We start from the raw sequence: 21,052 nt of genomic DNA on the forward strand, positions 1-21,052 counted from the left end.
GGGCGCTCAGCGGCCGGGGCCCGCGTAGGCGCCCAGGTTCGGGGCGCCGGCCGGGATCCGGTTGCCGAAGTAGTCCTTGCCGCCGTTGTCGGGGATCTCGGCTCCGGCGGCGAGGGCGGGCGAGCCCTTGGCGAGCCGGAAGTCGGCGCGGACCTTCGGGTCGGTGGTGAGGCCGCCGGGGTTGGGGCGGGTCATCGGGACGCCGTGGAAGGCGTTGTGGTCGAAGGTCAGCCCGGCGGTCGGGTTCTTGAACGCGTAGCCGCCGGTGCCGATGCCGACGAAGACGTTGTTGCGGATCGTCAGCTCGTGCCGGGTGGTCTCGGGCTTGGTCGCGTCGTCCTGGACGAGGAAGTTGGGGACCTTGGCCCGGTTGACGAAGGTGTTGTGGTAGATCTGCGTGTTGATGATCGGCCCCCAGCAGTTCTGGATCAACCGCTCGCCGTCGTCCTCGCTGACGTTGTAGCGCACGACGGTGTCGACGGTCTTCGCGCCGCTGTACGGGCAGATCAGCAGGAAGCCGCCCAGGTTGTCGTGGCTGTAGTTGTACTGGAAGGTCGTGCGCTGCGAGGCCCCGTCGGCGTCGAAGGACATGCCGTCGCGGGTGCCGCCACCGCCGGAGACCTCGTTGTACTGGACGAGGGTGTCGTCGGTGTTGAAGGTCCACAGACCCGCGTTGGCCTCCTTGGAGCGGAGCTGGAAGCCGTCGATGCGGTTGTGCTCGACGACCGCTCCGGCGGTGGTGTCGAGCTTGATGCCGTCGCCCGCCATGGACTTGAGCGTGTTGTGGTGGATGTGCACGCGGGTGGAGGGGGTCCACTCGCCGGGGTAGGCCTGGGGGTCCTGCTGCTCGCCGACCAGGTCGCGCTTGGAGAAGGTGGACTTGAAGTAGATGCCTTCGCGGTCGACGTCCTCGATGCGGTTGTGGTGGATGTCCAGCCCGTCGTAGCTGCTGGCCCTGGCGGTGCCCTCGACGGCCACGTGGATGGCGCTGGAGCCGGTGAGCTTCTTGGCGTCGCCGCCGCGCACGTCGTGGATGTAGAGGTTGCTGATCTCGAAGTTCCGCGCCGTGCCGTAGTCGGTGAGGCGCAGGCGGACACCGTTGCGCTCGGTGTTGGTGTTGGGGATCGTCGCGTTGGTGATTTCGAGGTTGTTGAGCTTGATGTGCTGGGTGTTGCTGAGGAGTACGACGTCGTGGACGCCGTTGCCCGCCAGCTTGGCGCGGTCCTTGGCGCGGCCGTAGTCGGAGATGGTGAAGGGGGCGGTGGCGGAACCGGCTCCCCGGGGTTCCAGGGAACCCTCGCAGGTGGCCCCGCGTTGGAAGAGCAGACGGTCGCCGGGGCCGAAGGTGTGGGCGTTGGCCTCGGCGAGGGTGGTCCAGGGGGCGGACCGGGTGCCGGAGCCGGGGGCGCCGGTGGCTTTGCCGTTCCTGTCGGCTCCGGTGGCTCCGGTCGCTCCGGTGGCGGAGCAGTCGACGTAGTAGGTCGTGCCCGGGGCCTTGGCGGCGGGCCGTACGGCGGCCGTGGCGGGCCCGGTGTCGGCCAGGGCCGCGCCCTGGGACAGCGCGGCGAGGGAGGCGGTGGCGGTCAGCGCGGCGAGCGCGGCGGTGGTCAGACGGTGTCTCACAGTTCCTCCGGGGTGAGGCGGAGCAGGGTGGTGGTGCCGTTCTGCCAGGTCACGTGGATGTCCGTGCCGTGCGGGTCGGCGTCGCGGACCTGGACGTGAGCGAGGGACTCCACGGGGGCGGGGTCGGGGTCGGCCGTCAGGGAGGCGAGCGCCACGAAGAGGGACGCGCCGTCCGCCGACGTACGGCCGTAGAGGGCGAGCGCGTCGGAGTCGGGGCCGAACTGGGTGGGGCCGCAGCGGAGTTCGGCGACGGCCAGGTCGTACCCGTGGACCGGGTGGAGCTGGGCGGTGGGGCCGCCGGGGGCGGTGGCCCAGCCGGTCTGGCGCACCGGGGTGTCCGCGGGGGCGCCGGTGACCAGATGGGCGCGGACCTCGGTGCGGTCGTGGGCGGCGGTGGCGGACAGGACGCGGACGCCGGGGGCCGGGGTGTGTGCGGAGGCCGCCCAGTCGGGGCCGTGGCCCTGCGGTGCGGCGGGGCCGCGCGAGGTCTCCCGGCCGTCGAGGAGGAGGGAGAAGTGGTTGTCGGGGGTCTCGTGGGCGGGGCCGGTGCGGGTGGAGTAGGCGAACCGGGCGTAGCCGGGGTCGTCCTCGGGGCCGACGTGGTTGCTGCCGTGGTTGTGCAGCCGGACCAGGCCGTCGGAGGCGGTGGACTGGAGGAGGAAGTTGGGCGGGCCGACGGGGGTGACCCGGTCCGCCGTCTCGGCGGGGAGGGGTTCCTCGGTGGCCGTCCAGACGGGGTGGTCGGCGGGCAGCAGCAGGCCGAGGAAGCCCTTGGAGGCCCAGTAGGGGGAGCCGGGGCCCGAGTAGTTCTGGACGATCGGGGCGTAGGGGCCGTGCCAGCCGAGGGTGAGCAGCCCTTCGGCGTCGGTGGCGCCGTGGTCCAGGAAGTGGCGGAGGGTGCCGGAGGCGAGGCGGCGGGTGGCGCCGGGGCCCAGCGGGGTGTGCCCGGTGAGCGCGCCGAGCCAGGGGGCGGCGGCAGCGGCGAACCGGTAGGTGAGGGAGCGCCCGTACGGCATGGGGGCGCCGTCCGCGCCGAAGAGGCGGGTGGCGGTGGTGAGTTGGTCGTGCAGGCGGGGCCCGTAGAGGTCGAGGAGGGCCTTGCCGCCGGCGGGGTGCGCGGCGGCGGGGTCCTCCTGTTCGGCGCTCGCCGTGAGGTGGGCGTGCAGGACCGGGTAGAAGTGCAGGGCCCAGGCGTTGTAGTGGTCGAAGGAGCGGTTGGGGCCGTCGCTGTACCAGCCTTCGCCCAGGTGCCATTCCTCGATGCGGGCGAGGGCGGTGTCGATGGTGGCGGCGGCCCGGTCTGTCTCGACGCCGATGTCCTGGAGGAAACCGGCGACGGTGAGGCCGAAGAGCCACCAGTTGTTGTTCACCGGGGACGGGCCGAGGGCGGGCAGCAGCCAGTCGACCGCGCGCTGCCGTACGGCGTCGTCGAGGGTGTCCCAGAGCCAGGGGCGGGTGAGGCGCAGGCCGAGGGCGACCGAGGCGGACTCGACGACGGCCTGGCGGATGTCGGTGGTGCGGGGCCAGGACTCGGGATCGGCCGCACTCAACCCGGCCTGTGCGGTGGGGTGTCCGGTGCCGGCGGCGAGGCCTTCGGCGTAGCGGGCGAGGTGGCCGTGCGGGTCGTCGCCCCGGGCTCCGGCCACCCGGAGCGCGGCCAGCAGGAACGTCCGGGCGTAGCCTTCGAGGCCGTCCGAGCGGGGGCCCGAGACGCTGGGGCGCGGGCCCGGGAGGTGGATCATGCCGTTGCGGGGCGTGGCGTAGGGGCGGACCGCGAGCAGCAGGCGGTCGGCCGTGTGCTCCCAGTGGGCGCGGGTCCAGCCGGTGTACGGGCTGAGCTCACGGTTCTCGGGCGGCGTGGACATGCTGCTCCCTGGGGCGTACGGCTGCGGCGGCGTCGCCCGGAATCATCAACTTCCGCTGATCGAAGGTCAATGGATCGCGTTCGAATGATCGAAACTTCTGTCGTTCGATCAGCCTTGCTGGTCTAGGGTCGGAGGCGTTCGCATCACCGGATGCGTACCGCAGAGCCACTTCCCGGGGGAGGCAGCCGTGCGCGAGAGCGCAGCTGAACGTCATGACCGCCTGCTGGAGCTGGTCCGCAGGCACGGCACCGCACGGGTCTCCGACCTCGCCGGGCTGCTCGGGGTCTCCCCCGTGACCGCCCGCCGCGACGTCGAGGTGCTGGCCGGCCGGGGCCTGCTGGACCGGGTGCACGGGTCGGTCTCCTGGCCCCGGTCGTCGGAGGCGGGGCCGCACGGGGCGGCCGACGGGCTGGTCCTGGGGCTGCTGGCGCCCTCCGCCACGTACTACTTCGCCGAGGTGATCCGCGGTGCGCACGAGGCGGCGGCGCGGGCCGGGGCGCGGCTGATCCTGCGGATCTCGGACTACCGCCCGGAGGAGGACCACGCCCGGGTGGAGGGACTGCTGGCGGCGGGCGCGCAGGGGCTGCTGGTGGCGCCGGGCTGGCGCCGGCCGCAGGACCCGGCCGAGCACGGCGGGTGGCTGGCCGGACTGCCGGTGCCCGCGGTGCTGCTGGAGCGCCAGCCGGAGCCGGGCACCCCGGCGGACGCGCTGGACCGGGTCTGCTCGGACCACCGGTACGGGGCGCTGCTCGCGGTGCGCCACCTGGTGGGGCTGGGGCACGGGGCGCCGGTGCTGGTGGCGCGGGCGGACAGTCCCACCGCGCTGTCGGTGCGGGCCGGTTACGCGGCGGCGCTGGGTTCGCTGGGGCTCGCGGCCCCGCGTCCCGCCATCGACTCCGTACCGGCGGAGCTGGACCCGGCGGGGTTCGAGACGGCGGTGGCGGACCTGCGGGCCGCGGTGGCGGCGGGGGCGACGGCGGCGCTGGTGCACAACGACGTGGACGCCATCCAGATCGTGCAGCGGCTCGCGGAACTGGGGGTGCGGGTGCCGGACGACCTGGCGGTGGTGGCGTACGACGACGAGGTGGCGGCGCTCGCCGACACCCCGCTGACCGCGGTGGCGCCGCCCAAGCGGGAGGTGGGCAGGCACGCGGCGCAGCTGCTGGTGGAGCGGCTGGGCGGGGCCGGTGGCGGGGAGTCGGCGCGGCGGCACCTGACGCTGCTGCCGCGGCTGCGGGTGCGTGCCTCGTGCGGGGCCGAGCGGACCGGCGCGGGTGCCGAGGACGAGCTTCCGGGGGCGGTGCGCGGGAGGGTCCCGCGTCCGGCAGCCCGCACATCCGACTGATCTGATTTCGATCATTCGATCATTCGCTCTTGACTTCGGTCACGGCTGGTCACAGGATCGCGGCCATCCCCACACGTCAATGTCGCCTTCCGTACAGGAGCCGTGCCGTGAGCCGCAGTTGGAACCGTACGACCCATGCCATAGCCGGTGCTGCCACCGCCCTCGCCGTGCTCACGGCGTGCGGCGGCGGGGGCGACGGTGACACCGCCGCCCCGGGGGCCGACGGCAAGCCCGTCGAGATCACCTTCTGGGGCTGGGCGAAGGGGACGAAGGACGTCGTCGACGCCTTCAACGCCTCGCACACGGACATCAAGGTGAAGTTCGAGGAGATCCCGTCCGGCAACGCGGGCGGCTACGCGAAGATCTCCAACGCGGTCAAGGCGGACAACGCCCCCGACCTGGTGTCCATCGAGTACCCGATGCTGCCGGAGTTCGTCAGCCAGGGCTCGGTGCAGGACATCGGCGAGCTGGTCGGCGACGACACGAAGAAGAAGTTCCTGCCGCAGACGGTCGAGCTGACCACACTGGGCGGCAAGACGTGGGCGGTGCCCTTCGACGCGGCGCCGCAGGCCTTCTTCTACCGCAAGGACCTGTTCGCCAAGTACGGCGTCGAGGTGCCGAAGACCTGGGACGAGTTCCGCGCTGCGGCCGAGAAGGTCAAGAAGGCCGACGCCAAGGCCCGGATCGGCACCTTCTTCCCGGACGACCCGACCACCTTCCAGGCGATGACCTGGCAGGCGGGCGCCCAGTGGTTCAAGGCCGAGGGCGACACCTGGAAGGTGAACACCACCGACGCCGCGACCACCAAGGTCGCCGCGTACTGGCAGAAGCTCCTCGACGACGACCTGATCCGCAACAACGCCTCCTTCAGCCCGGAGTGGACCAACTCCCTCAAGAGCGGCGGCACCGTCGGCTACCTGGGGGCCGCCTGGGGCGCGGGCGTGCTCAAGGGCACGCTGCCCGAGCAGGACGGCAAGTGGGCGGTGGCCCCGGTCCCCAGCTGGGACGGGAAGGCCGCCAGCGGAATGCTCGGCGGGTCGACCTTCGCGGTGACCAAGAGCAGCAAGAAGGCCAAGGCCGCCGTCGAGTTCGCGAAGTGGATGACGACGACCGAGGAGGGCGTCAAGGCCCGCATCGCCTCCGGCACCTCCAGCGCGTTCCCGGCCGCCGGTGAGCTGCGGCCCGCCGCGAAGAAGGCCTTCGACGCGAAGTTCTACGGCGGCCAGGACATCTACCAGGTGTTCGAGGACGCGGGGAAGTCGATCAACCCGAACTGGTCGTGGGGCCCGAGCACCGGCACCACCAACAGCGTCGTCAAGGACCGGTTCGGCAAGGTCTCCGGCGGCGGCGCGACCATCGCCGACGCGGTGAAGGCCGGGCACGACGCCACGGTCGCCGAGCTGAAGAAGCGCGGCCTGAAGGTCGAGGGCTGAGCGGCACCATGACCCTCACGAAGGCCGACACCCCGGGCGGGCCGGCCGGCACCTCCGCCGAAGGCCGGGGCCCCGCCCCCGCCGAGGGCCGGGTCCGCTCCGCCGCCCGCGCCCGTACCAACGCCGCGGCAGCCCTCCTGCTGACCCCCTTCTTCGTCCTGTTCGTGCTGGTGATGGTGGTGCCGATCGGCTATGCCGTCTGGCTCAGCCTCTTCAGCGAGAAGCAGTCCGGGCTGGGCTTCGGCGGGACCGAGACCGTCTTCAGCGGACTCGGCAACTACACCGCGGCGCTGGGCGACCCGGCCTTCCGCGAGGGCTTCGCCGTACTCCTCGGGTACTGCGTGCTCTACATCCCGCTGATGATCGGCGGAGCCCTCGCCCTGGCACTGCTGCTGGACTCGGCGCTCGCCCGCGCGCGCCGCTTCTTCCAGCTCGCCCTGTTCCTGCCGCACGCGGTGCCCGGCATCATCGCCGCGCTGATCTGGGTGTACCTCTACACGCCGCAGCTCAGCCCGGTGGTCGAGGCGATGGAGGCCGGCGGGATCGGCTTCGACTTCTTCTCGCCCTCGGGCGCACTGCCCTCGGTGGTCAACATCGCGCTGTGGGAGTGGCTCGGCTACAACATGGTGATCTTCTACGCCGCGCTGCAGGCCGTGGACCGCTCGGTCCTGGAGGCCGCGACGGTGGACGGGGCGGGTGCCTGGCGCACCGCGTTCAGCATCAAGGTGCCGCTGATCAGGGCCTCCGTGGTGATGGTCGCCCTGTTCACGGTGATCGGTTCGCTCCAGCTGTTCACCGAGCCCTTGATCCTCAACAAGGGGACGGGTTCCGCCGTCTCCTCCACCTGGACACCCAACATGTACGCCTACACCGCGGCCTTCGACCGCAACGACTACGGGCTCGCCGCGGCGGCCTCCGTGCTCCTCGCCCTGACGGCCGCGCTGCTGTCGTTCGTGGTGACGAAGCTGTCCGCCGGCCGCAAGCCGAAGCAGGCGAAGAAGCAGGACCGGAAGGCGGCGGCGATATGAGCACCCACACGGGCGCCGCCTCCCCGGCGGCTCCGGCCAGCCGCTGGCTGTCGCGCACCGCGGTCAACGGCGCACTCGTCCTGGCCACCCTCTACATGCTCTTCCCCCTGGTCTGGCTGGTCACCGCCGCCACCAAGGACGCCGGCGGACTGCTCGCGGGCAACGCCTTCTCCTTCGAGGGCTTCGACCTCGGCTCCAACCTCTCCGCACTGGCCGAGCACGGCGACGGCATCTACTTCCGCTGGTACGCCAACTCCCTTCTGTACGCGGGTGCCGGCGCCGTCCTCAGCTCGCTGGTGAGCGTCGCCGCGGGCTACGCCTTCGACAAGTACGCCTTCCCCGGCAAGGAGAAGCTGTTCTCCACGGTGCTGCTGGGCGTGCTGGTGCCGACCACCGCGCTCGCGCTGCCCATGTACCTCCTGGCCAGCAAGATCGGCCTGGTCAACACGTACTGGTCGGTCCTGCTGCCGGTCCTGGTGCACCCCTTCGGCGTGTACCTCTCGCGGGTCTTCAGCGCGGGCTACATCCCCAACGAGGCCCTGGAGGCGGCCCGGATCGACGGCGCCGGCGAGCTGCGGATCTTCTTCTCCATCGGTCTGCCCATGATCATGCCGGGCTTCGTGACCGTCTTCCTCTTCCAGTTCACCGCGATCTGGAACAACTTCTTCCTCCCGCTGGTGATGCTGTCGGACCAGAAGCTCTTCCCGCTGAGCCTCGGTCTGTACGCGTGGAACTCCAACGCCCACGCCGAGCCGACGTACCTCCCGATGGTCGTGACCGGCTCGCTCCTCGCCGTCGTCCCCCTGATCGTCGCCTTCGTCTCCCTCCAGCGGCACTGGAAGGCCGGGCTCACCGCCGGCAGCGTCAAGTGACGGGCGCCCGGGTGCACCACCCGGGCATCCAACGAACCGATGAGGAGCCCGAGTTCCACCATGCCCCACGCCACTGACAACCGCCCCGCGACCCTGCTCGCGATGGCCCCCAGCATCGCTGCCCGCCTGTTCACCGAGGACCGCCGCGCCCGGCTGGCGGCCATCGCCCGCACCGACCCCCACCTGGTCGCGCACGACCTGCACGCCCCCGAGTTCGCGGCGGCGCTCGCCGAGGCCGAGGTGCTCCTCACCTGCTGGGGCGCCACCCCGCTCACCCGGGAGGTGCTGGAGCGGGCCCCGCGGCTGCGCGCCGTGGTGCACGCGGCGGGCTCGGTGAAGCAGCACATCACCCCGGCCTGCTGGGAGCGCGGCCTGCGGGTCAGCTCGGCCGCCGGGGCCAACGCCCTGCCCGTCGCCGAGTACACGCTCGCCGCGATCCTCTTCGCCGGGAAGCAGGTCGCCCGCGCGGCCCGCTCCTACCGGGAGCTGGACGGCACCGGCCACGACTGGCGCGCCGCCCTGCACACCTCGGGCAACTACCGCCGCACCGTCGGCATCGTCGGCGCCTCCCGGATCGGCCGCCGGGTCATCGAGCTGCTGCGCCCCTTCGACGTGACGACGCTGCTGTACGACCCGTACGTCGACCCCGCGCAGGCCGCCGCGCTCGGCGTGCGGCTGACGGACCTGCCCACGCTCTGCGCCCGCTCCACCGTGGTCTCGGTGCACGCCCCGCAGCTGCCGGAGACCCGGCACATGATCGGCGCCGCCGAGCTGGCGGCGATGCCGGACGGGGCGACCCTGATCAACACCTCGCGGGGCTCGCTGGTCGACGAGGCCGCGCTGCTCCCGCACCTGGAGTCCGGGCGGCTGGACGCCGTACTGGACGTGACGGACCCGGAGGTGCCGCCGCCGGGCTCGCCGTTCTACTCGCTGCCCAACGTGCTGCTCACCCCGCACATGGCCGGGTCCTTCGGCAACGAGCTGCACCGGATGGCCGACCACGCGCTGGCCGAGCTGGAGCGGTACGCGGCCGGGGCGCCGTTCGCCGAGGCGGTGCGCCCGGACGTACTGGACCACTCCGCGTAGCGGCCGGGGCGTCCGGCGCCCGCCGGGCGGCGCCTCAGCGGGCGCCGTCCGGCGCGGGCACCCGGTCCTCGTGCCAGGTGCGGGCCCAGGCGAGGGCGTCGCGGATGCCGTCGGCGAGGGTGAGTTCGGTGCGCCAGCCGAGCAGTTCGGCGGCCCGGTCGGTACGGGTGAAGGCGCCCGGGGAGTCGCCGGGGCGGGGCGGCACCACGACGGAGGCGACGGGGGTGCCGGCCGCCGCGTTGAACGCGGCCAGCAGCTCGAAGACCGTGGTGCCGGTGCCGGTGCCCAGGTTGATCACGGCGGACCGGGCGCCCCCGGTGAAGGCGTTGTCGTAGTTGCGCAGCGCCGCGACATGGGCGGCGGCCAGGTCCCACACGTGGAGGTAGTCGCGGATGCCCGAGCCGTCCCGGGTGGGGAAGGAGTCGCCCGCGACCCGGAAGGGCGCGCCCGTCTCGTACGCCTCGACCAGGCTCCCGATGACCTGGCGGGTCCTCGGGAACTGGGTGCCGGTGCGCAGCGCGGGGTCGGCGCCCAGCGGGTTGAAGTAGCGCAGGGAGAGGGTCCGCAGCGGGGTGACGGCGGCGATGTCGCGCAGCATGTCCTCGCAGATCGCCTTGGAGCGGGCGTACGGGCTGCGCGGTTCGACGGCGGAGTGCTCGTCGACGGTGAAGTCCTCGCCCGCCCGGTAGACGGAGGCGGACGAGCTGAAGATCAGCCGCTCGCAGCCGTTGCGCAGCAGGTGGGAGACGAAGTCGAGGGTCTTGGAGACATTGGCTCGGTAGTAGCCGACGGGGTCGGCGACCGACTCCGGCACGACGATGAGCGCCGCGCAGTGGATCACCGCGTGAATGTCGGGGTGCTCCGCGTAGACGCGGTCGACGAGCGCGCCGTCCGCGATGTCGCCCTCGTAGAAGACCCGCCCGGCGGTGAACTCGCGCCGGCCGGTGGTCAGGCTGTCCAGGAGGACGGGGGTGATCCCCGCGTCCAGACAGTACGACGCGACCGTGCTGCCGATGTATCCGGCGCCGCCCGCGATCAGGACCTTCATGCGCCCACTCACCTCTCGTTCGCCCCGTGCCGTCGGTCCGGTCGTCCGGGGACTTCCCTGGGAACCGGCCGGTCCTCGTGAACCGGCCGGTCCTCGTGCTGTGTTCGCGTCACGGCAGCGGCACCACTGCCGCTCACGGCAGCGGTACCCCGACCGCGGACCGGACCGCGAGGCGGACCAGCGGGTGGAGGCCGTAGCGCAGGCTGCCGTCGTGGCCGAAGCCGCGGATCTGGAGCATTCCGGCGTCCACCAGCGACTCCAGCAGTTCCTCGGCCCCGGCCCGGGGAACGACGAGGGTCGCCGCGACGCCGTCGGCCTCGAACTCCGTACCGTCGAGCAGCGCCAGCCGGTCCAGTGCCCCGGCCGTCTCCGGTCCGAGGGCGCGGCGGGCGGAGAGCAGCCGGGCGCCCACGTCCAGGTCGCCGAAGCGCAGCAGCTCCAGCCGGCGGCCCGGGTCGGCGAGCCGGTCGGCGAGCAGCCGCGGCTGCCAGTGCGGCCGGTAGGCGAGCCGGGCGCCCGCCACCCGGATGGCCAGGGGCAGTCCGGCGCAGTGGGCGAGCACGGCGCGGGCGCCCTCGGGGGCGGCGGCGATCCGGGCCTCGCCCGCGGTGGCCGCGAGCAGGGCCATGGCCGCGCTCTCGCCCAGCGGTTCCAGCACGGTGATCCGGGAGCCCACCATGGAGGACAGCGGGGCCCGCGAGGTCACCAGGACAGCGGAGTCCGGGGAGTTGGGCAGCAGCGGGGCGAGCTGGGCGTCGGAGACCACGTCGTCCACGACCACCAGCACCCGGCGGCCGTCCAGTGCCTCGCAGTACCGGCCGGCCAGCGCGCCGAGGCCGAGTCCGGCCAGTTCGCGGTCGGCGTGGCCGAGGGACTTGAGCAGCGAGGCGAGCACCTCGGAGGGCGGGCGGGGGGTGCCGTCGTCGGCGCGCAGCCGGGCGAAGAGCTGGCCGTCCGGGAAGTGGGCGCGGGCCGCGTGCGCGGCCCGGACCGCGAGGGCGGTCTTGCCGACGCCGGGCATGCCCAGGATCACCGCGCGGCGGGGCCGCCGGGAGCCCGCGTCGCCGTTCCTGTCACGGGTCAGCTCGGTGTGGATCAGCTCGTGCTCGACCTCGCGCCCGGTGAGGTCGGCGATGTCGGGGGGCAGCATGAGCGGCACCCCGGGCAGCGCGGTGCCGCCCGTGTGCACCCGGTCGTCCAGCACGGACTGGTAGACGGCGTTCAGGCCCTCCCCCGGGTCGACGCCCAGTTCGTCGACGAGCAGTCGGCGGCCCTCCTGGTACAGCCGCAGCGACTCGCCCTTGCGCCCGGTGCCCGCCAGTACGGTCATCAGCTGGCCGCGCAGCCTCTCGCGCAGCGGGAACTCGTGGACCAGTCTGGTCAGTTCGGACACCAGCTGCTGGTGCAGGCCGCGCTCCAGGTCGGCGGCGATCCGGTTCTCCCAGGTCGTCAGGCGGCTCTCCACCAGCCGGGGCGCCTCCTCGTCGGCGAGCTGCTCGGTGACGTCGGCCAGCGGCGGGCCGTGCCACTGCAGGAGGGCCTCGCGCAGCAGCAGCCCGGCCTGGTCCGCGTCCCCGGCGGCGAGCGCCTCGCGGCCCGCGGTGTTCATGCGCTCGTACGCGTCGAGGTCGAAGGCGCAGTCGCCGATGTCGAGGACGTAGCCCGGGGAGACCCGGGTGATGGCGGCGTGGTCGCCGATGAGGCGGCGGAGCCGGGAGACGTGGGTGTAGAGCTGGGCGCTCACGGTGGCCGGCGGGTCCCAGCCCCACAGGAGGGTGCTCAGTTTCTGGTCGGAGACCGTTTCACCGCGGGCCAGCAGCAGTGCCGCGAGTATGGTGCGCTGTTTCACTCCGGACAGAGGAATGCGCTTTCCGTCGTGACGCACCTCGACCCGGCCAAGAATTCGGAATTCCATTCCACTCCCCCTGTCACCGCTCCCGATTTCCGGTTCCCGATTTCCCAACGCCCCGAATCGCGCCTCCCGGCAAGTCGAATCCCCGTGGAAGCTAACACGCCCAACTGGCGCCCCTGGCAAGCCGATTGCCCCGTTCTTGGCGGTGCGGCCCGGTGGTGGCCGCCGGGGTCCGAGGCCCGCGGCTGTCCCGCTGGCGGGACAGCCGGAAACATGGCAGTGCGATGGACTGGACCTGGCGCGGAATCATGTGTTCGATTCAATCGTTGGCGCAGTTGACCACGCGTCAGTGGTGGTCGCCCGCCTGCACACACGACGAACACGCGCAACCTAGGCACGGGGGAAAAGGTATGCCGGATTCAGGACAGCACACGGACGTCGGCCCGCAGGGGCCCGCGGCACCCGCCGCCACCAGCACCGCAGCCACCGGCGCCACGGCGGGCGCCCCGGCCGCTCCCGGCGCCGCCGCGCCCGCCGTCCCGGCCGGGTCCGACGCCGCGTCCGCCCCCGTGGCCGAGGGCACCTCCCTCCGGCTGCCGCCGTCCCTCCCGCTGGACGAGTGGCAGGACCTGGGCAGGAAGATCTTCGGCGCCGCGGACTCCAGCTCGTGGTGGCTCGGGGACTGGCTGGTGTACGGGCGCTCCGCCTACCCGGACCGCTACCGCCGCGCGGTCGAGGAGACACTGCTCGACTACCAGACGCTGCGCAACTACGCCTGGGTGGCCCGGCGTTACGCGCCGCACCGGCGCCGTGCCGGGCTGAGCTTCCAGCACCACGCGGAGCTGGCGAGCCTGCCGGAGAACGAGCAGGAGTACTGGATGGACCGGGCCGAGCGGCTCAACTGGTCCAAGAGCTTCCTGCGCAACCGGGTCAGGGCGGCCCGTCAGGGCGAGGAGCCCGCGGCCGTCGAGCAGCGGGTGGACATCCACCTGAATCTGCCGCAGGAGCGCAGGGACCGCTGGAGCCAGGCGGCCCTGGACGCCGAGCAGGACCTGCAGACCTGGGCGATGTCGATGCTCGACGACGCGGCGGCGCACATCCTGAAGCAGGGCGAGGCGGCCTGACGCGCGGCAGAGCCGCTTTCGGTAAGGCCTGCCACGGGCCGCGCGGGTTTCGGTAAGGCCCGCCGCCGACCGAGCGGATTTCGGTACGGCCCGCCGCCGACCGAGCCGGTTTTCGCACGGCCCGCCGCGCCCGTCGGCGGGCCCGTCTCGCCGGCGGGACAACCGGCCGCACCGGTAATGCGTCGGCGGCGGTCGCCCGCACGGCACCCGCATTCCCACAATTCGCTTCTCACACACCTCAATTCCGATGTTTCTCGGCCCTTTATTGCCCCGACGGAGAATCGGCGGTTACGGTCGGATCGCATCGACAATGAAACTCGATCGAGTCCCGCCCTCGGCGACGCGTATCGACGGCGAAGGAGCCCTGAAAACTCATGTCGGACAACGAGACGAATACCGTCAGCGACCCGCTCTTCATCGAGGAGTTCACCGAGCTGATCCGTCGGACGGCAGCCACCATCTGCGCCGAGCAGCCCGACATTCCCGAGCCCGAGGAGCTCAGCGACCTGGATTCCTTTTCCATGGTCCAGGTGGTGCTCGACCTGGAGAACGCGCTCGGCGTCAAGGTCCTCGAACAGCTGGAGGGCTTCGGCGGGCGCACGTTCCGCGAGCTCGCCGAACTCATCGAGGAACTCGCGCACCGCGAGGACGCGTCCGCCGCCCTCGTCGCCGCGGTCAAGGAGCGCATCGCCGAGGACTCGGTCGACACCGCCCGGTAACCGTGTCCGCACGGACGCGCCGGCCCGATACCGATACAGGAGACCGCGTATGAACGACAGCAGCACGCCGGACGGCTCGTACCTCGTGGTCGTCAACGACGAGCAGCAGTACTCGATCTGGTGGGCGAACCGCGCGCTCCCCGACGGCTGGAGTGCCGAGGGGAAGCAGGGCAGCCGCGAGGAGTGCCTGGCCCACATCAACGAGGTGTGGACCGACATGCGCCCGCTCAGCCTGCGCCGCCGCATGGAGTCCGCAGGAATCTGAGCCTGCCGTGGTGCGTGCTCATCGGGCGGGTGGACGGGCACGCATCACCCCGGGAATCCCCTTCGTGATTTCCCCGCGGCTTTCGCCATGAATTTCCGTAGGCCAGGAATTCGTTCCCGGTTTACGGATTTTCTGCTTTCGTACGGACCGCGCGCCTCGCGCCAACACCTATTCTTCGGCTCATGAATTCATCGCCGACCACCGCAGGCAGGCCCGCGCACATAGCAATGTTCAGCGTGGGAACACACGGTCATGTCCAGCCGAACATCGAGGTGATCCGGGAACTGGTGGCACGCGGCCACCGCGTGACGTATTCCATTCCCGAGCAGTTCGCCGAAATCGTCGCGTCGACCGGCGCGGAACCCCGGGTCTATGTCTCCTCGCTCCCGCCGCGGGACGAGCCGGGCGCCTGGGGAACGGAGATGGTCGACCATCTGCGGCAGTTCCTGCGGGACTCCGGCCGCGTCCTTCCGCAGCTCCAGCGCGCCTACGAGGACGACCGCCCCGATCTGGTGGTCTACGACCCGGTGGCGTACGCGGCCCGGGTGCTGGCCGACCGCTGGCAGGTGCCCGAGGTGCAGCTCAGCCCGACGGCCGTGGCCTACGAGGGGCTCACCGACGACGGGGCCGACGGCGGGGACGACGACCGGGACGACCGCTGGCTGGCGGTCAATCAGCTGGGCCTGGGCAGCGGGCGCACCGGCCGCCGCCCGCGCCGCTGCATCGCGCTGATCTCCCGGTCCCTCCAGCCGCACGCGGACCGGGTGGACAGCGACGTCTACGCCTTCACCGGGCCCTGCCGGGGCGCCGGGGCCCGGCAGGGCGACTGGCAGCGGCCGGCCGGTGCCGAGCGGGTCCTGGTGGTCTCGCTGGGCACGATCTACACCCACGCCCCCGAGTTCTACCGGGAGTGCCTGGCCGCCTTCGGCGATCTGCCGGGCTGGCACGTGGTGCTCCAGGTCGGCAAGAGCCTCGACGTCTCCTCGCTGGGCCGGATCCCGGACAACGTCGAGGTGTGCACCTGGTTCCCGCAGCTGCGGGTGCTGGAGCAGGCCGATGCCTTCATCACCCACGCGGGCGCCTCCAGCGCGCACGACGGGATCGCCTGCGCGGTGCCGATGGTGGCCCTGCCGCAGGCCGCCGACCAGTTCACCAACGCCCGGATGCTGGAGGAGCTGGGGGTCGCCCGCCGGCTGAAGCCCGAGGAGGCCACCGCGCGCACCCTGCGCGAGACCGTCCTGGCCCTCCTGGAGGACCCGCGCACCGCCGAGCGGTGCGAGCGGGCCCGGCGGAACATGGCGGCCGAGGGCGGCGCCCGGCGCGCCGCCGACCTCGTCGAGGCGGAGCTGCCGGGCTGAGAGCGGCCGGGGTGCGCAGACGGATGCCGCGCGGGGCTGCCCCGCGCGGCATCCGTCGTCGTACCCCGGTTCAGCCCACCCGCGTCGCCGCGAGGCTCTCCAGTTCCGCTACGAGGTCGTTGGGGGACGGCATCGCGAGCATCTCGCCGCGCAGGTCGCGCGCCCGGTCGCGGAAGCCGCCCTCGCCCAGCAGCCGTTGCAGGCTCTCGCGGACGAACGCGCCGGTCGCCTTCGTCGAGTGCCTGGTGAGACCGGCGCCCTGGGCGGCGAGCCGCTCGGAGAGGATCGGCTGGTCGACGTCCCAGGGCAGGGCGATCTGCGGCACTCCGTAGAACGCCGCCGTCGACAGGGTGCCGACGCCCGCGTGGTGGATGACGGCCGAGCAGGTGGGCAGCAGCGCCTGCATCGGCACGTAGTTCACCAGCCGGGCGTTGTCGGGCACGTGCGTCAGCTTGCGCTGGGCGGCCTCGCCGACGGCGGCCACCACCTCGATGTCCAGGTCCGCCACCGAGTCGAGGATCTCCGCGAGGTCGATGGGCAGCCCGATGCCGTGGTCGGTGACGGTCAGGCCCAGTGTCAGCGCCACCCGCGGGCGCGTCGGCGGCTCCCACAGCCAGCGCGGGACGCTCGCGGGGCCGCCGTACGGGGTGAAGCGCATCGGCCGGTAGTCGAGGCCGGGGGCGTGCACCTGGAGCGAGGGCGGCAGCAGGTCGATGCTGAACTGGCCGGTGACCAGCTCCTCGGAGAACTCGCCGCCGTAGCTGCGGGCGTACGCGCCGAGCCACTCCCCCAGCGGGTCGCCGCCGCCGTCGCCCGCCTCGGCGGACAGCCGGTTGAAGTGGGCGCGGGTGACGCCGTACACGTCGGCGCCGACCAGCAGCCGGCAGTGCGCGGCGCCGACCGCACGGGCGGCGACGGCGCCCGCGTACGTCATGGGCTCCCACACCACCAGGTCGGGCCGCCACTGCCGGGCGTACTCGACGAGGGCGGCGGTCAGCGGGGCGTTCATCATCTTGTGGGTACTGGCGACCCTGACCCGGTAGCCCTCGCGGAGTTCGTCGAGGTCGAGGTCCTCGGGGTTCTTCTCCACCGCGTCGTACGGGGAGAGCAGGCCGGGCGCGGTGCGCGCGCCGGCGCCGGTGAGCCGGCCGTGGACCTGCCACAGGTCGCGGTCGCTGCCGACCGGGACGGCGGTGAGGCCGGCCTGGTTGACGGCCTCGGTCATCTTCGGCTGGCAGGCCACCCGCACGTCGTGCCCGGCCGAGCGCAGCGCCCAGGCGAGGGGCGCCATCAGCAGGAAGTGCGTGCGTTCCGGATAGCAGGTGAACAGGATGCGCATGAGTGGGTTCCTTCTGCCGGGACCGCCTGGGGCGGGTCCTTCGGGCCGGGCGGGTCCTTCGGGCCGGGCACGGCCCTACGCGGTGGCGGTGCGACCGCGCGAGTGCAGCAGGCGCACCGGGAGGCTCTTGACGCCCCAGGTGAAGTTGGAGGAGTTGTAGACCGCCGGGCCCGTCAGCTCGAAGCCGTCCAGGACGCCGGACAACGCGCGCAGCAGGGAGGCGAGTTCGAAGCGGGCCATGTGGGCGCCGAGGCACAGGTGACGGCCGTGGCCGAAGGCGATGTGCCGGTTGGGCCTGCGGTCCACCCGGAAGGTGTGCGGGTCGGTGAACAGGTCCTCGTCGCGGTTGGCGGAGATGTTCCACAGGGTGACCCGGTCGCCCGCGGCGATCGGCACCCCGTTGATCTCGGTGTCGCGGGTGACGGTGCGCAGCGCGTGCACCCCGGGGGTGGTCCAGCGCAGGATCTCCTCCACCGCCGGGGCCACCAGTTCGTCGCCGCGCTCGCGCAGCAGTCGCCACTGACCGGGGTTCTCGGCGAACTGGTGGACGGCGCCGGCCGCCGAGTAGCGGGTGGTCTCGTTGGCGCCGGAGAGGATGCCGCTCAGGTTGAAGACGATCTCCTCGTCGGTGAGCGGGCGCTGTCCCTCGTCGCCCTCGTCGACCCGGGTGTCGTGGGTGATGTGGCTGATCAGGTCGTCGCCGGGGCGCTTGCGGCGCTCGCTCAGCAGCTCCATGAAGTACAGGAAGATCTCGGAGTTGGCGTTGGCGCGGTCCATCTCGTCCTCGGACTCGAAGGCGTCCGTGGTGAGGTCGCCGATCCAGGACCAGTCCTTGACGGGGATGCCCAGCAGCGCGCAGACCACCCGGTTGGGCAGCTGCTTGGCGATGTCGATGAAGTCGAACTCCTCGCGGTCCAGGGCCTCCCCGGCGAGTTCCGAGACGACCTTCTCGACGAGTTCCTCGATGTACGGCATCCGCTGCGGGCCGACGGCCTGGTGCAGGGCGCGCTTGAGCCGGGTGTGCTGGGGGGCGTCGGAGACGATGAGCATCCGCTGGGAGACGCCCGCGATGACGGAGGGGTGGCTGCCCAGGCGCATGCCGGAGGCCGAGCTGAACGTCTCGGTGTCGGCGTATACGCGGGTGATGTCCCGGTGCCTGGTGAGCGCCCAGAACCCTTCGCCGTCGGGCTCCGGGTGCCGGTGTACGGGGTCGTTCGCGCGCAGCCAGGCGAAGGTGGACCAGAAGTCGTTGCGGGCGAACGGGCCGGGGTCGAGCAGATCTACGTGCATGGGTCAGGCTCCCGTGTGAACGGCGGTGGTGGGAGGAGCGGTGGGTGCGGCGGCGGCGTCCCGCAGGAGCTCCGCGAGCCGGTCCAGCAGGGGTCCGGGGCGGCGCAGGACCGCGTGGTGGCCGCCGGGGACGCGGTGGTGCAGGGGCGGGCCCGAGGTCACCTCGGCCCAGCCTTCGAGCGCGGCCGGCGGGACGACGGTGTCGCCTTCGGCCCCCCACACGTGCACGGGCAGGTGCAGCAGCGGGAGCGGCCGGTGTACGCGGGTGAGGGAGAGCCGGGCGTCCCGCAGGATCATCTCCCGCATGTGCTCCCGGAGCGTCTCGTCCCGCAGGGCGGCGGCCCTGGCGGGGTCGAGGTCCGGGTCGTCGGCGTCGAAGAGCCGGTCCAGCTCGTCGTCGCCGAGGGTGCGGCCGACGATGCGGCCGCCGGCCTCGCGGGCCCCGGCGGGCGGTCTGCTGCTGCTCACCACGAGGGCGTACGGGGAGGTGCGGCGGGCCACCTCGTAGGCGAGGAGGCCGCCGAAGCTGTGGCCGTACAGGACGAAGGGGCGGCCGGGGCCGAGCCGTTCGGGCAGGGCGCCGGTGACGGCGGTGACGGCCTCCTCGAAGGTGTCCGGCATCGGTTCGTGCCAGCGGTCCTCGCGGGCGGGAAGCTGGACCCCGTACACCTCGGCGATCCCTGCCAGGGGCCGCCGCCAGGCGCGGAACTGGCCGCAGCCGGCGCCGGCCGGGGGCACGCAGACCAGGGCGGGGAGCGGTCCGGCGCTCCCGCGGGGGCCGCCGGTGTCGTCCGGTCCGCCCGCGGGGGCGGCGCTCCAGCCGGTGATCCAGTCGCCCATCCGCGCCGCCTTCCCTCGTGGTCCCCCGCCGCACCTGCGCACACGGCACTGCCCGTACCAGCCTGCTGAGGGGATCTACCGAATCTCTATCGGTGCCGTGCAAGACGCCGGTAGGGCAGTGATCGAGGTCCTTCCCACACTTGTGTCTCGTCTGCCGCAGACTCGGCTTCGGCAGCTCCGGAAACGAGGGTTGAGCAACATGAACAGTGGTGACACGCGGATACGGAAGGTCGTCATCCTCGGTGGTGGCACCGCGGGCTGGATGACTGCCGCCTACCTGGGCAAGGCACTCCAGGACACGGTGGAGATCACGGTCCTGGAGGCCCCGAGCATCCCCCGCATCGGCGTGGGCGAGGCCACCGTCCCCAACCTCCAGAAGTCGTTCTTCGACTACCTCGGGATTCCCGAGGAGGAGTGGATGCGGGAGTGCAACGCAAGCTTCAAGATGGCGGTGCGCTTCGTGAACTGGCGCACGCCCGGCAACGGCGAGCCCACTCCCCGCAAGCTGGCGGACGACGGGCCGGACCACTTCTACCACCCGTTCGGGCTGCTGCCCGACCACGACCAGACCCCGCTGTCGCACTACTGGTTCAAGAACAAGTACGAGGGCCAGACGAGCGAGCCGTTCGACTACGCCTGCTTCCGTGAGCCCCCGCTGATGGACGCCAACAAGGCGCCGCGCACCCTGGACGGCGAGGCCGCGACCCGTTACGCCTGGCACTTCGACGCGCAGCTCGTCGCCGACTTCCTCAGCCGGTTCGCCACCCAGAAGCAGGGCGTCAACCACGTCCAGGACGAGATGGTGCGCGTCGAGCAGGACGAGCGGGGCTATGTCACCGCGCTGCACACCAAGGGCGGGAAGGTCCTGGACGCGGACCTGTTCGTGGACTGCTCGGGCTTCCGCGGGCTGCTGATCAACAAGGCGCTCGAAGAGCCCTTCATCGACATGAGCGACCACCTGCTGTGCGACAGCGCGGTCGCCACCCAGGTCCCGCACGACGACGAGAAGGACGGCGTCGAGCCGTACACCTCGGCCATCGCGATGTCCTCCGGCTGGTCGTGGAAGATCCCGATGCTGGGCCGCTTCGGCTCCGGCTACGTCTACTCCAGCAAGTTCACCTCCCAGGAGGAGGCGACCGAGGAGTTCTGCAACCTGTGGGGGCTGGACCCGGAGAAGACGGAGTTCAACCACGTCCGCTTCCGCGTCGGCCGCAACCGCCGCGCCTGGGTCAACAACGTCGTCAGCATCGGTCTGTCGTCCTGCTTCCTGGAGCCGCTGGAGTCGACCGGCATCTACTTCACCAGCGCGTCGATCTACCAGCTCGCGCGGCACTTCCCGGACCGCACCTTCAACCAGGGCCTGGTCGACAGCTTCAACCGCGAGATCGAGTTGATGTTCGACGACACCCGGGACTTCCTCCAGGCGCACTTCTACTACGCGCCGCGCACGGACACCCCGTTCTGGAAGGCCAACAAGGAGCTCCAGCTCACCCAGAACATCAAGGACAAGATCGCCGCCTACAAGGCCGGTCTGCCGATCAACCCGCCGATCTCCGACGAGTCGACGTACTACGGCAACTTCGAGGCGGAGTTCCGTAACTTCTGGACCAACGGCAGCTACTACTGCATCTTCGCCGGGCTCGGCCTGGAGCCGGACGCGCCGCTGCCGGCCCTCGCGCACAAGCCGGAGTCGGTCGCCGGGGCGCAGCCGCTGTTCGCCGAGGTCAAGCGCAAGCAGCAGGACCTCCTGGAGAAGCTGCCGAGCGCCTACGACTACCTGAAGCAGCTGCACCGGTCCTGATGAGGACCCGGGCAGCTCGAAACCCCGGCCACGGGATCCTCCGGCCGGGGGGGGGGGGCGCGGGGCCCCCCCCCCGCCCCCCCCCCCCCCCCGCCCCCCCCCCCCCCCCCCCCCCCCCCCCCGGCGCGCCCCCCCCGCCCCCCCCGCCCCCCCCCGGACCCACC

The 21,052-nt window shown here is 72.2% G+C and carries 17 protein-coding genes; 10 read left to right on the plus strand and 7 right to left on the minus strand.

Annotated elements, in window-relative coordinates:
- Positions 1 to 6 precede the first annotated feature (6 nt).
- On the minus strand, positions 7 to 1,623 hold the full coding sequence (locus ACFYVL_RS28890; protein ID WP_389249919.1) for a right-handed parallel beta-helix repeat-containing protein: 1,617 nt from the start codon (positions 1,621 to 1,623) through the stop codon (positions 7 to 9).
- The gene (locus ACFYVL_RS28895) at positions 1,620 to 3,488 is read right to left on the minus strand and encodes a DUF2264 domain-containing protein (protein WP_389249921.1); all 1,869 of its coding nucleotides are present in this window, start codon (positions 3,486 to 3,488) and stop codon (positions 1,620 to 1,622) included. Before ACFYVL_RS28895 ends, ACFYVL_RS28890 begins: the two co-directional genes overlap by 4 nt.
- 187 nt (positions 3,489 to 3,675) lie before the next feature.
- Here ACFYVL_RS28895 and ACFYVL_RS28900 point away from each other — a divergent pair, with 187 nt between their 5' ends.
- The 5 genes from ACFYVL_RS28900 (at position 3,676) to ACFYVL_RS28920 (ending at position 9,252) form a co-directional block, all read left to right on the plus strand.
- Positions 3,676 to 4,833, plus strand: a complete 1,158-nt coding sequence (locus tag ACFYVL_RS28900; RefSeq protein ID WP_389249923.1) for a LacI family DNA-binding transcriptional regulator — start codon at positions 3,676 to 3,678, stop codon at positions 4,831 to 4,833.
- 107 nt (positions 4,834 to 4,940) lie between these two features.
- On the plus strand, positions 4,941 to 6,266 hold the full coding sequence (locus ACFYVL_RS28905) for an ABC transporter substrate-binding protein (protein ID WP_389249925.1): 1,326 nt from the start codon (positions 4,941 to 4,943) through the stop codon (positions 6,264 to 6,266).
- A gap of 8 nt (positions 6,267 to 6,274) precedes the next feature.
- Entirely contained in the window at positions 6,275 to 7,294 is a 1,020-nt protein-coding gene (locus ACFYVL_RS28910; RefSeq protein WP_389249927.1) for a carbohydrate ABC transporter permease, read from the plus strand.
- Positions 7,291 to 8,166, plus strand: a complete 876-nt coding sequence (locus ACFYVL_RS28915; protein ID WP_389249929.1) for a carbohydrate ABC transporter permease — start codon at positions 7,291 to 7,293, stop codon at positions 8,164 to 8,166. Before ACFYVL_RS28910 ends, ACFYVL_RS28915 begins: the two co-directional genes overlap by 4 nt.
- 60 nt (positions 8,167 to 8,226) lie before the next feature.
- Entirely contained in the window at positions 8,227 to 9,252 is a 1,026-nt protein-coding gene (locus ACFYVL_RS28920; protein WP_389249931.1) for a hydroxyacid dehydrogenase, read from the plus strand.
- Between the two features lie 34 nt (positions 9,253 to 9,286).
- On the opposite strand, the gene galE is transcribed toward ACFYVL_RS28920, so the two are convergent.
- Positions 9,287 to 10,300 carry a UDP-glucose 4-epimerase GalE gene (gene galE / locus ACFYVL_RS28925; RefSeq protein ID WP_389249933.1) on the minus strand — a complete coding sequence of 338 codons (1,014 nt, stop codon included), beginning with the start codon at positions 10,298 to 10,300 and terminating at the stop codon, positions 9,287 to 9,289.
- 133 nt (positions 10,301 to 10,433) lie between these two features.
- Positions 10,434 to 12,149 (minus strand): BTAD domain-containing putative transcriptional regulator, encoded by a 1,716-nt coding sequence (locus ACFYVL_RS28930; RefSeq protein WP_389249935.1) that lies wholly within the window; start codon positions 12,147 to 12,149, stop codon positions 10,434 to 10,436.
- Between the two features lie 413 nt (positions 12,150 to 12,562).
- Here ACFYVL_RS28930 and ACFYVL_RS28935 point away from each other — a divergent pair, with 413 nt between their 5' ends.
- The 4 genes from ACFYVL_RS28935 (at position 12,563) to ACFYVL_RS28950 (ending at position 15,618) form a co-directional block, all read left to right on the plus strand.
- On the plus strand, positions 12,563 to 13,276 hold the full coding sequence (locus tag ACFYVL_RS28935; RefSeq protein WP_389249937.1) for an LmbU family transcriptional regulator: 714 nt from the start codon (positions 12,563 to 12,565) through the stop codon (positions 13,274 to 13,276).
- Positions 13,277 to 13,650: 374 nt separating this feature from the next.
- Positions 13,651 to 13,995 carry a hypothetical protein gene (locus ACFYVL_RS28940; protein WP_389249939.1) on the plus strand — a complete coding sequence of 115 codons (345 nt, stop codon included), beginning with the start codon at positions 13,651 to 13,653 and terminating at the stop codon, positions 13,993 to 13,995.
- Between the two features lie 49 nt (positions 13,996 to 14,044).
- Positions 14,045 to 14,260 (plus strand): MbtH family protein, encoded by a 216-nt coding sequence (locus ACFYVL_RS28945; RefSeq protein ID WP_389249941.1) that lies wholly within the window; start codon positions 14,045 to 14,047, stop codon positions 14,258 to 14,260.
- 182 nt (positions 14,261 to 14,442) lie between these two features.
- Positions 14,443 to 15,618 carry a macrolide family glycosyltransferase gene (locus ACFYVL_RS28950; protein ID WP_389249943.1) on the plus strand — a complete coding sequence of 392 codons (1,176 nt, stop codon included), beginning with the start codon at positions 14,443 to 14,445 and terminating at the stop codon, positions 15,616 to 15,618.
- A gap of 70 nt (positions 15,619 to 15,688) precedes the next feature.
- Here the strand turns inward: ACFYVL_RS28950 and ACFYVL_RS28955 are convergent, their stop codons facing one another.
- From ACFYVL_RS28955 to ACFYVL_RS28965, 3 genes are all read right to left on the minus strand, one after another.
- On the minus strand, positions 15,689 to 16,957 hold the full coding sequence (locus ACFYVL_RS28955; protein WP_389249945.1) for an activator-dependent family glycosyltransferase: 1,269 nt from the start codon (positions 16,955 to 16,957) through the stop codon (positions 15,689 to 15,691).
- Positions 16,958 to 17,032: 75 nt separating this feature from the next.
- Positions 17,033 to 18,247 (minus strand): cytochrome P450, encoded by a 1,215-nt coding sequence (locus tag ACFYVL_RS28960; protein ID WP_389249947.1) that lies wholly within the window; start codon positions 18,245 to 18,247, stop codon positions 17,033 to 17,035.
- Between the two features lie 3 nt (positions 18,248 to 18,250).
- Positions 18,251 to 19,087 (minus strand): thioesterase II family protein, encoded by an 837-nt coding sequence (locus ACFYVL_RS28965; protein ID WP_389249949.1) that lies wholly within the window; start codon positions 19,085 to 19,087, stop codon positions 18,251 to 18,253.
- A 199-nt stretch (positions 19,088 to 19,286) separates the two neighbouring features.
- Between ACFYVL_RS28965 and ACFYVL_RS28970 the strand changes: the two genes are divergently transcribed.
- Positions 19,287 to 20,888: a tryptophan halogenase family protein gene (locus tag ACFYVL_RS28970; protein WP_389249951.1), complete on the plus strand. Its 1,602-nt coding sequence runs from the start codon at positions 19,287 to 19,289 to the stop codon at positions 20,886 to 20,888.
- Positions 20,889 to 21,052: the final 164 nt, after the last annotated feature.

Source organism: Streptomyces sp. NPDC004111 (assembly GCF_042874215.1).
Taxonomy (GTDB): domain Bacteria; phylum Actinomycetota; class Actinomycetes; order Streptomycetales; family Streptomycetaceae; genus Streptomyces.

What these genes read in the sequence shown, in the direction of transcription:
- ACFYVL_RS28940 (WP_389249939.1), top strand. Translation starts at nt 13,651, where the DNA reads ATGTCGGACAACGAGACGAATACCGTCAGCGACCCGCTCTTCATCGAG.
- ACFYVL_RS28960 (WP_389249947.1), bottom strand. Translation starts at nt 18,247, where the DNA reads ATGCACGTAGATCTGCTCGACCCCGGCCCGTTCGCCCGCAACGACTTC.
- ACFYVL_RS28965 (WP_389249949.1), bottom strand. Translation starts at nt 19,087, where the DNA reads ATGGGCGACTGGATCACCGGCTGGAGCGCCGCCCCCGCGGGCGGACCG.
- ACFYVL_RS28910 (WP_389249927.1), top strand. Translation starts at nt 6,275, where the DNA reads ATGACCCTCACGAAGGCCGACACCCCGGGCGGGCCGGCCGGCACCTCC.
- ACFYVL_RS28970 (WP_389249951.1), top strand. Translation starts at nt 19,287, where the DNA reads ATGAACAGTGGTGACACGCGGATACGGAAGGTCGTCATCCTCGGTGGT.
- ACFYVL_RS28935 (WP_389249937.1), top strand. Translation starts at nt 12,563, where the DNA reads ATGCCGGATTCAGGACAGCACACGGACGTCGGCCCGCAGGGGCCCGCG.
- ACFYVL_RS28950 (WP_389249943.1), top strand. Translation starts at nt 14,443, where the DNA reads ATGAATTCATCGCCGACCACCGCAGGCAGGCCCGCGCACATAGCAATG.
- ACFYVL_RS28945 (WP_389249941.1), top strand. Translation starts at nt 14,045, where the DNA reads ATGAACGACAGCAGCACGCCGGACGGCTCGTACCTCGTGGTCGTCAAC.
- galE (WP_389249933.1), bottom strand. Translation starts at nt 10,300, where the DNA reads ATGAAGGTCCTGATCGCGGGCGGCGCCGGATACATCGGCAGCACGGTC.
- ACFYVL_RS28955 (WP_389249945.1), bottom strand. Translation starts at nt 16,957, where the DNA reads ATGCGCATCCTGTTCACCTGCTATCCGGAACGCACGCACTTCCTGCTG.
- ACFYVL_RS28920 (WP_389249931.1), top strand. Translation starts at nt 8,227, where the DNA reads ATGCCCCACGCCACTGACAACCGCCCCGCGACCCTGCTCGCGATGGCC.
- ACFYVL_RS28895 (WP_389249921.1), bottom strand. Translation starts at nt 3,488, where the DNA reads ATGTCCACGCCGCCCGAGAACCGTGAGCTCAGCCCGTACACCGGCTGG.
- ACFYVL_RS28915 (WP_389249929.1), top strand. Translation starts at nt 7,291, where the DNA reads ATGAGCACCCACACGGGCGCCGCCTCCCCGGCGGCTCCGGCCAGCCGC.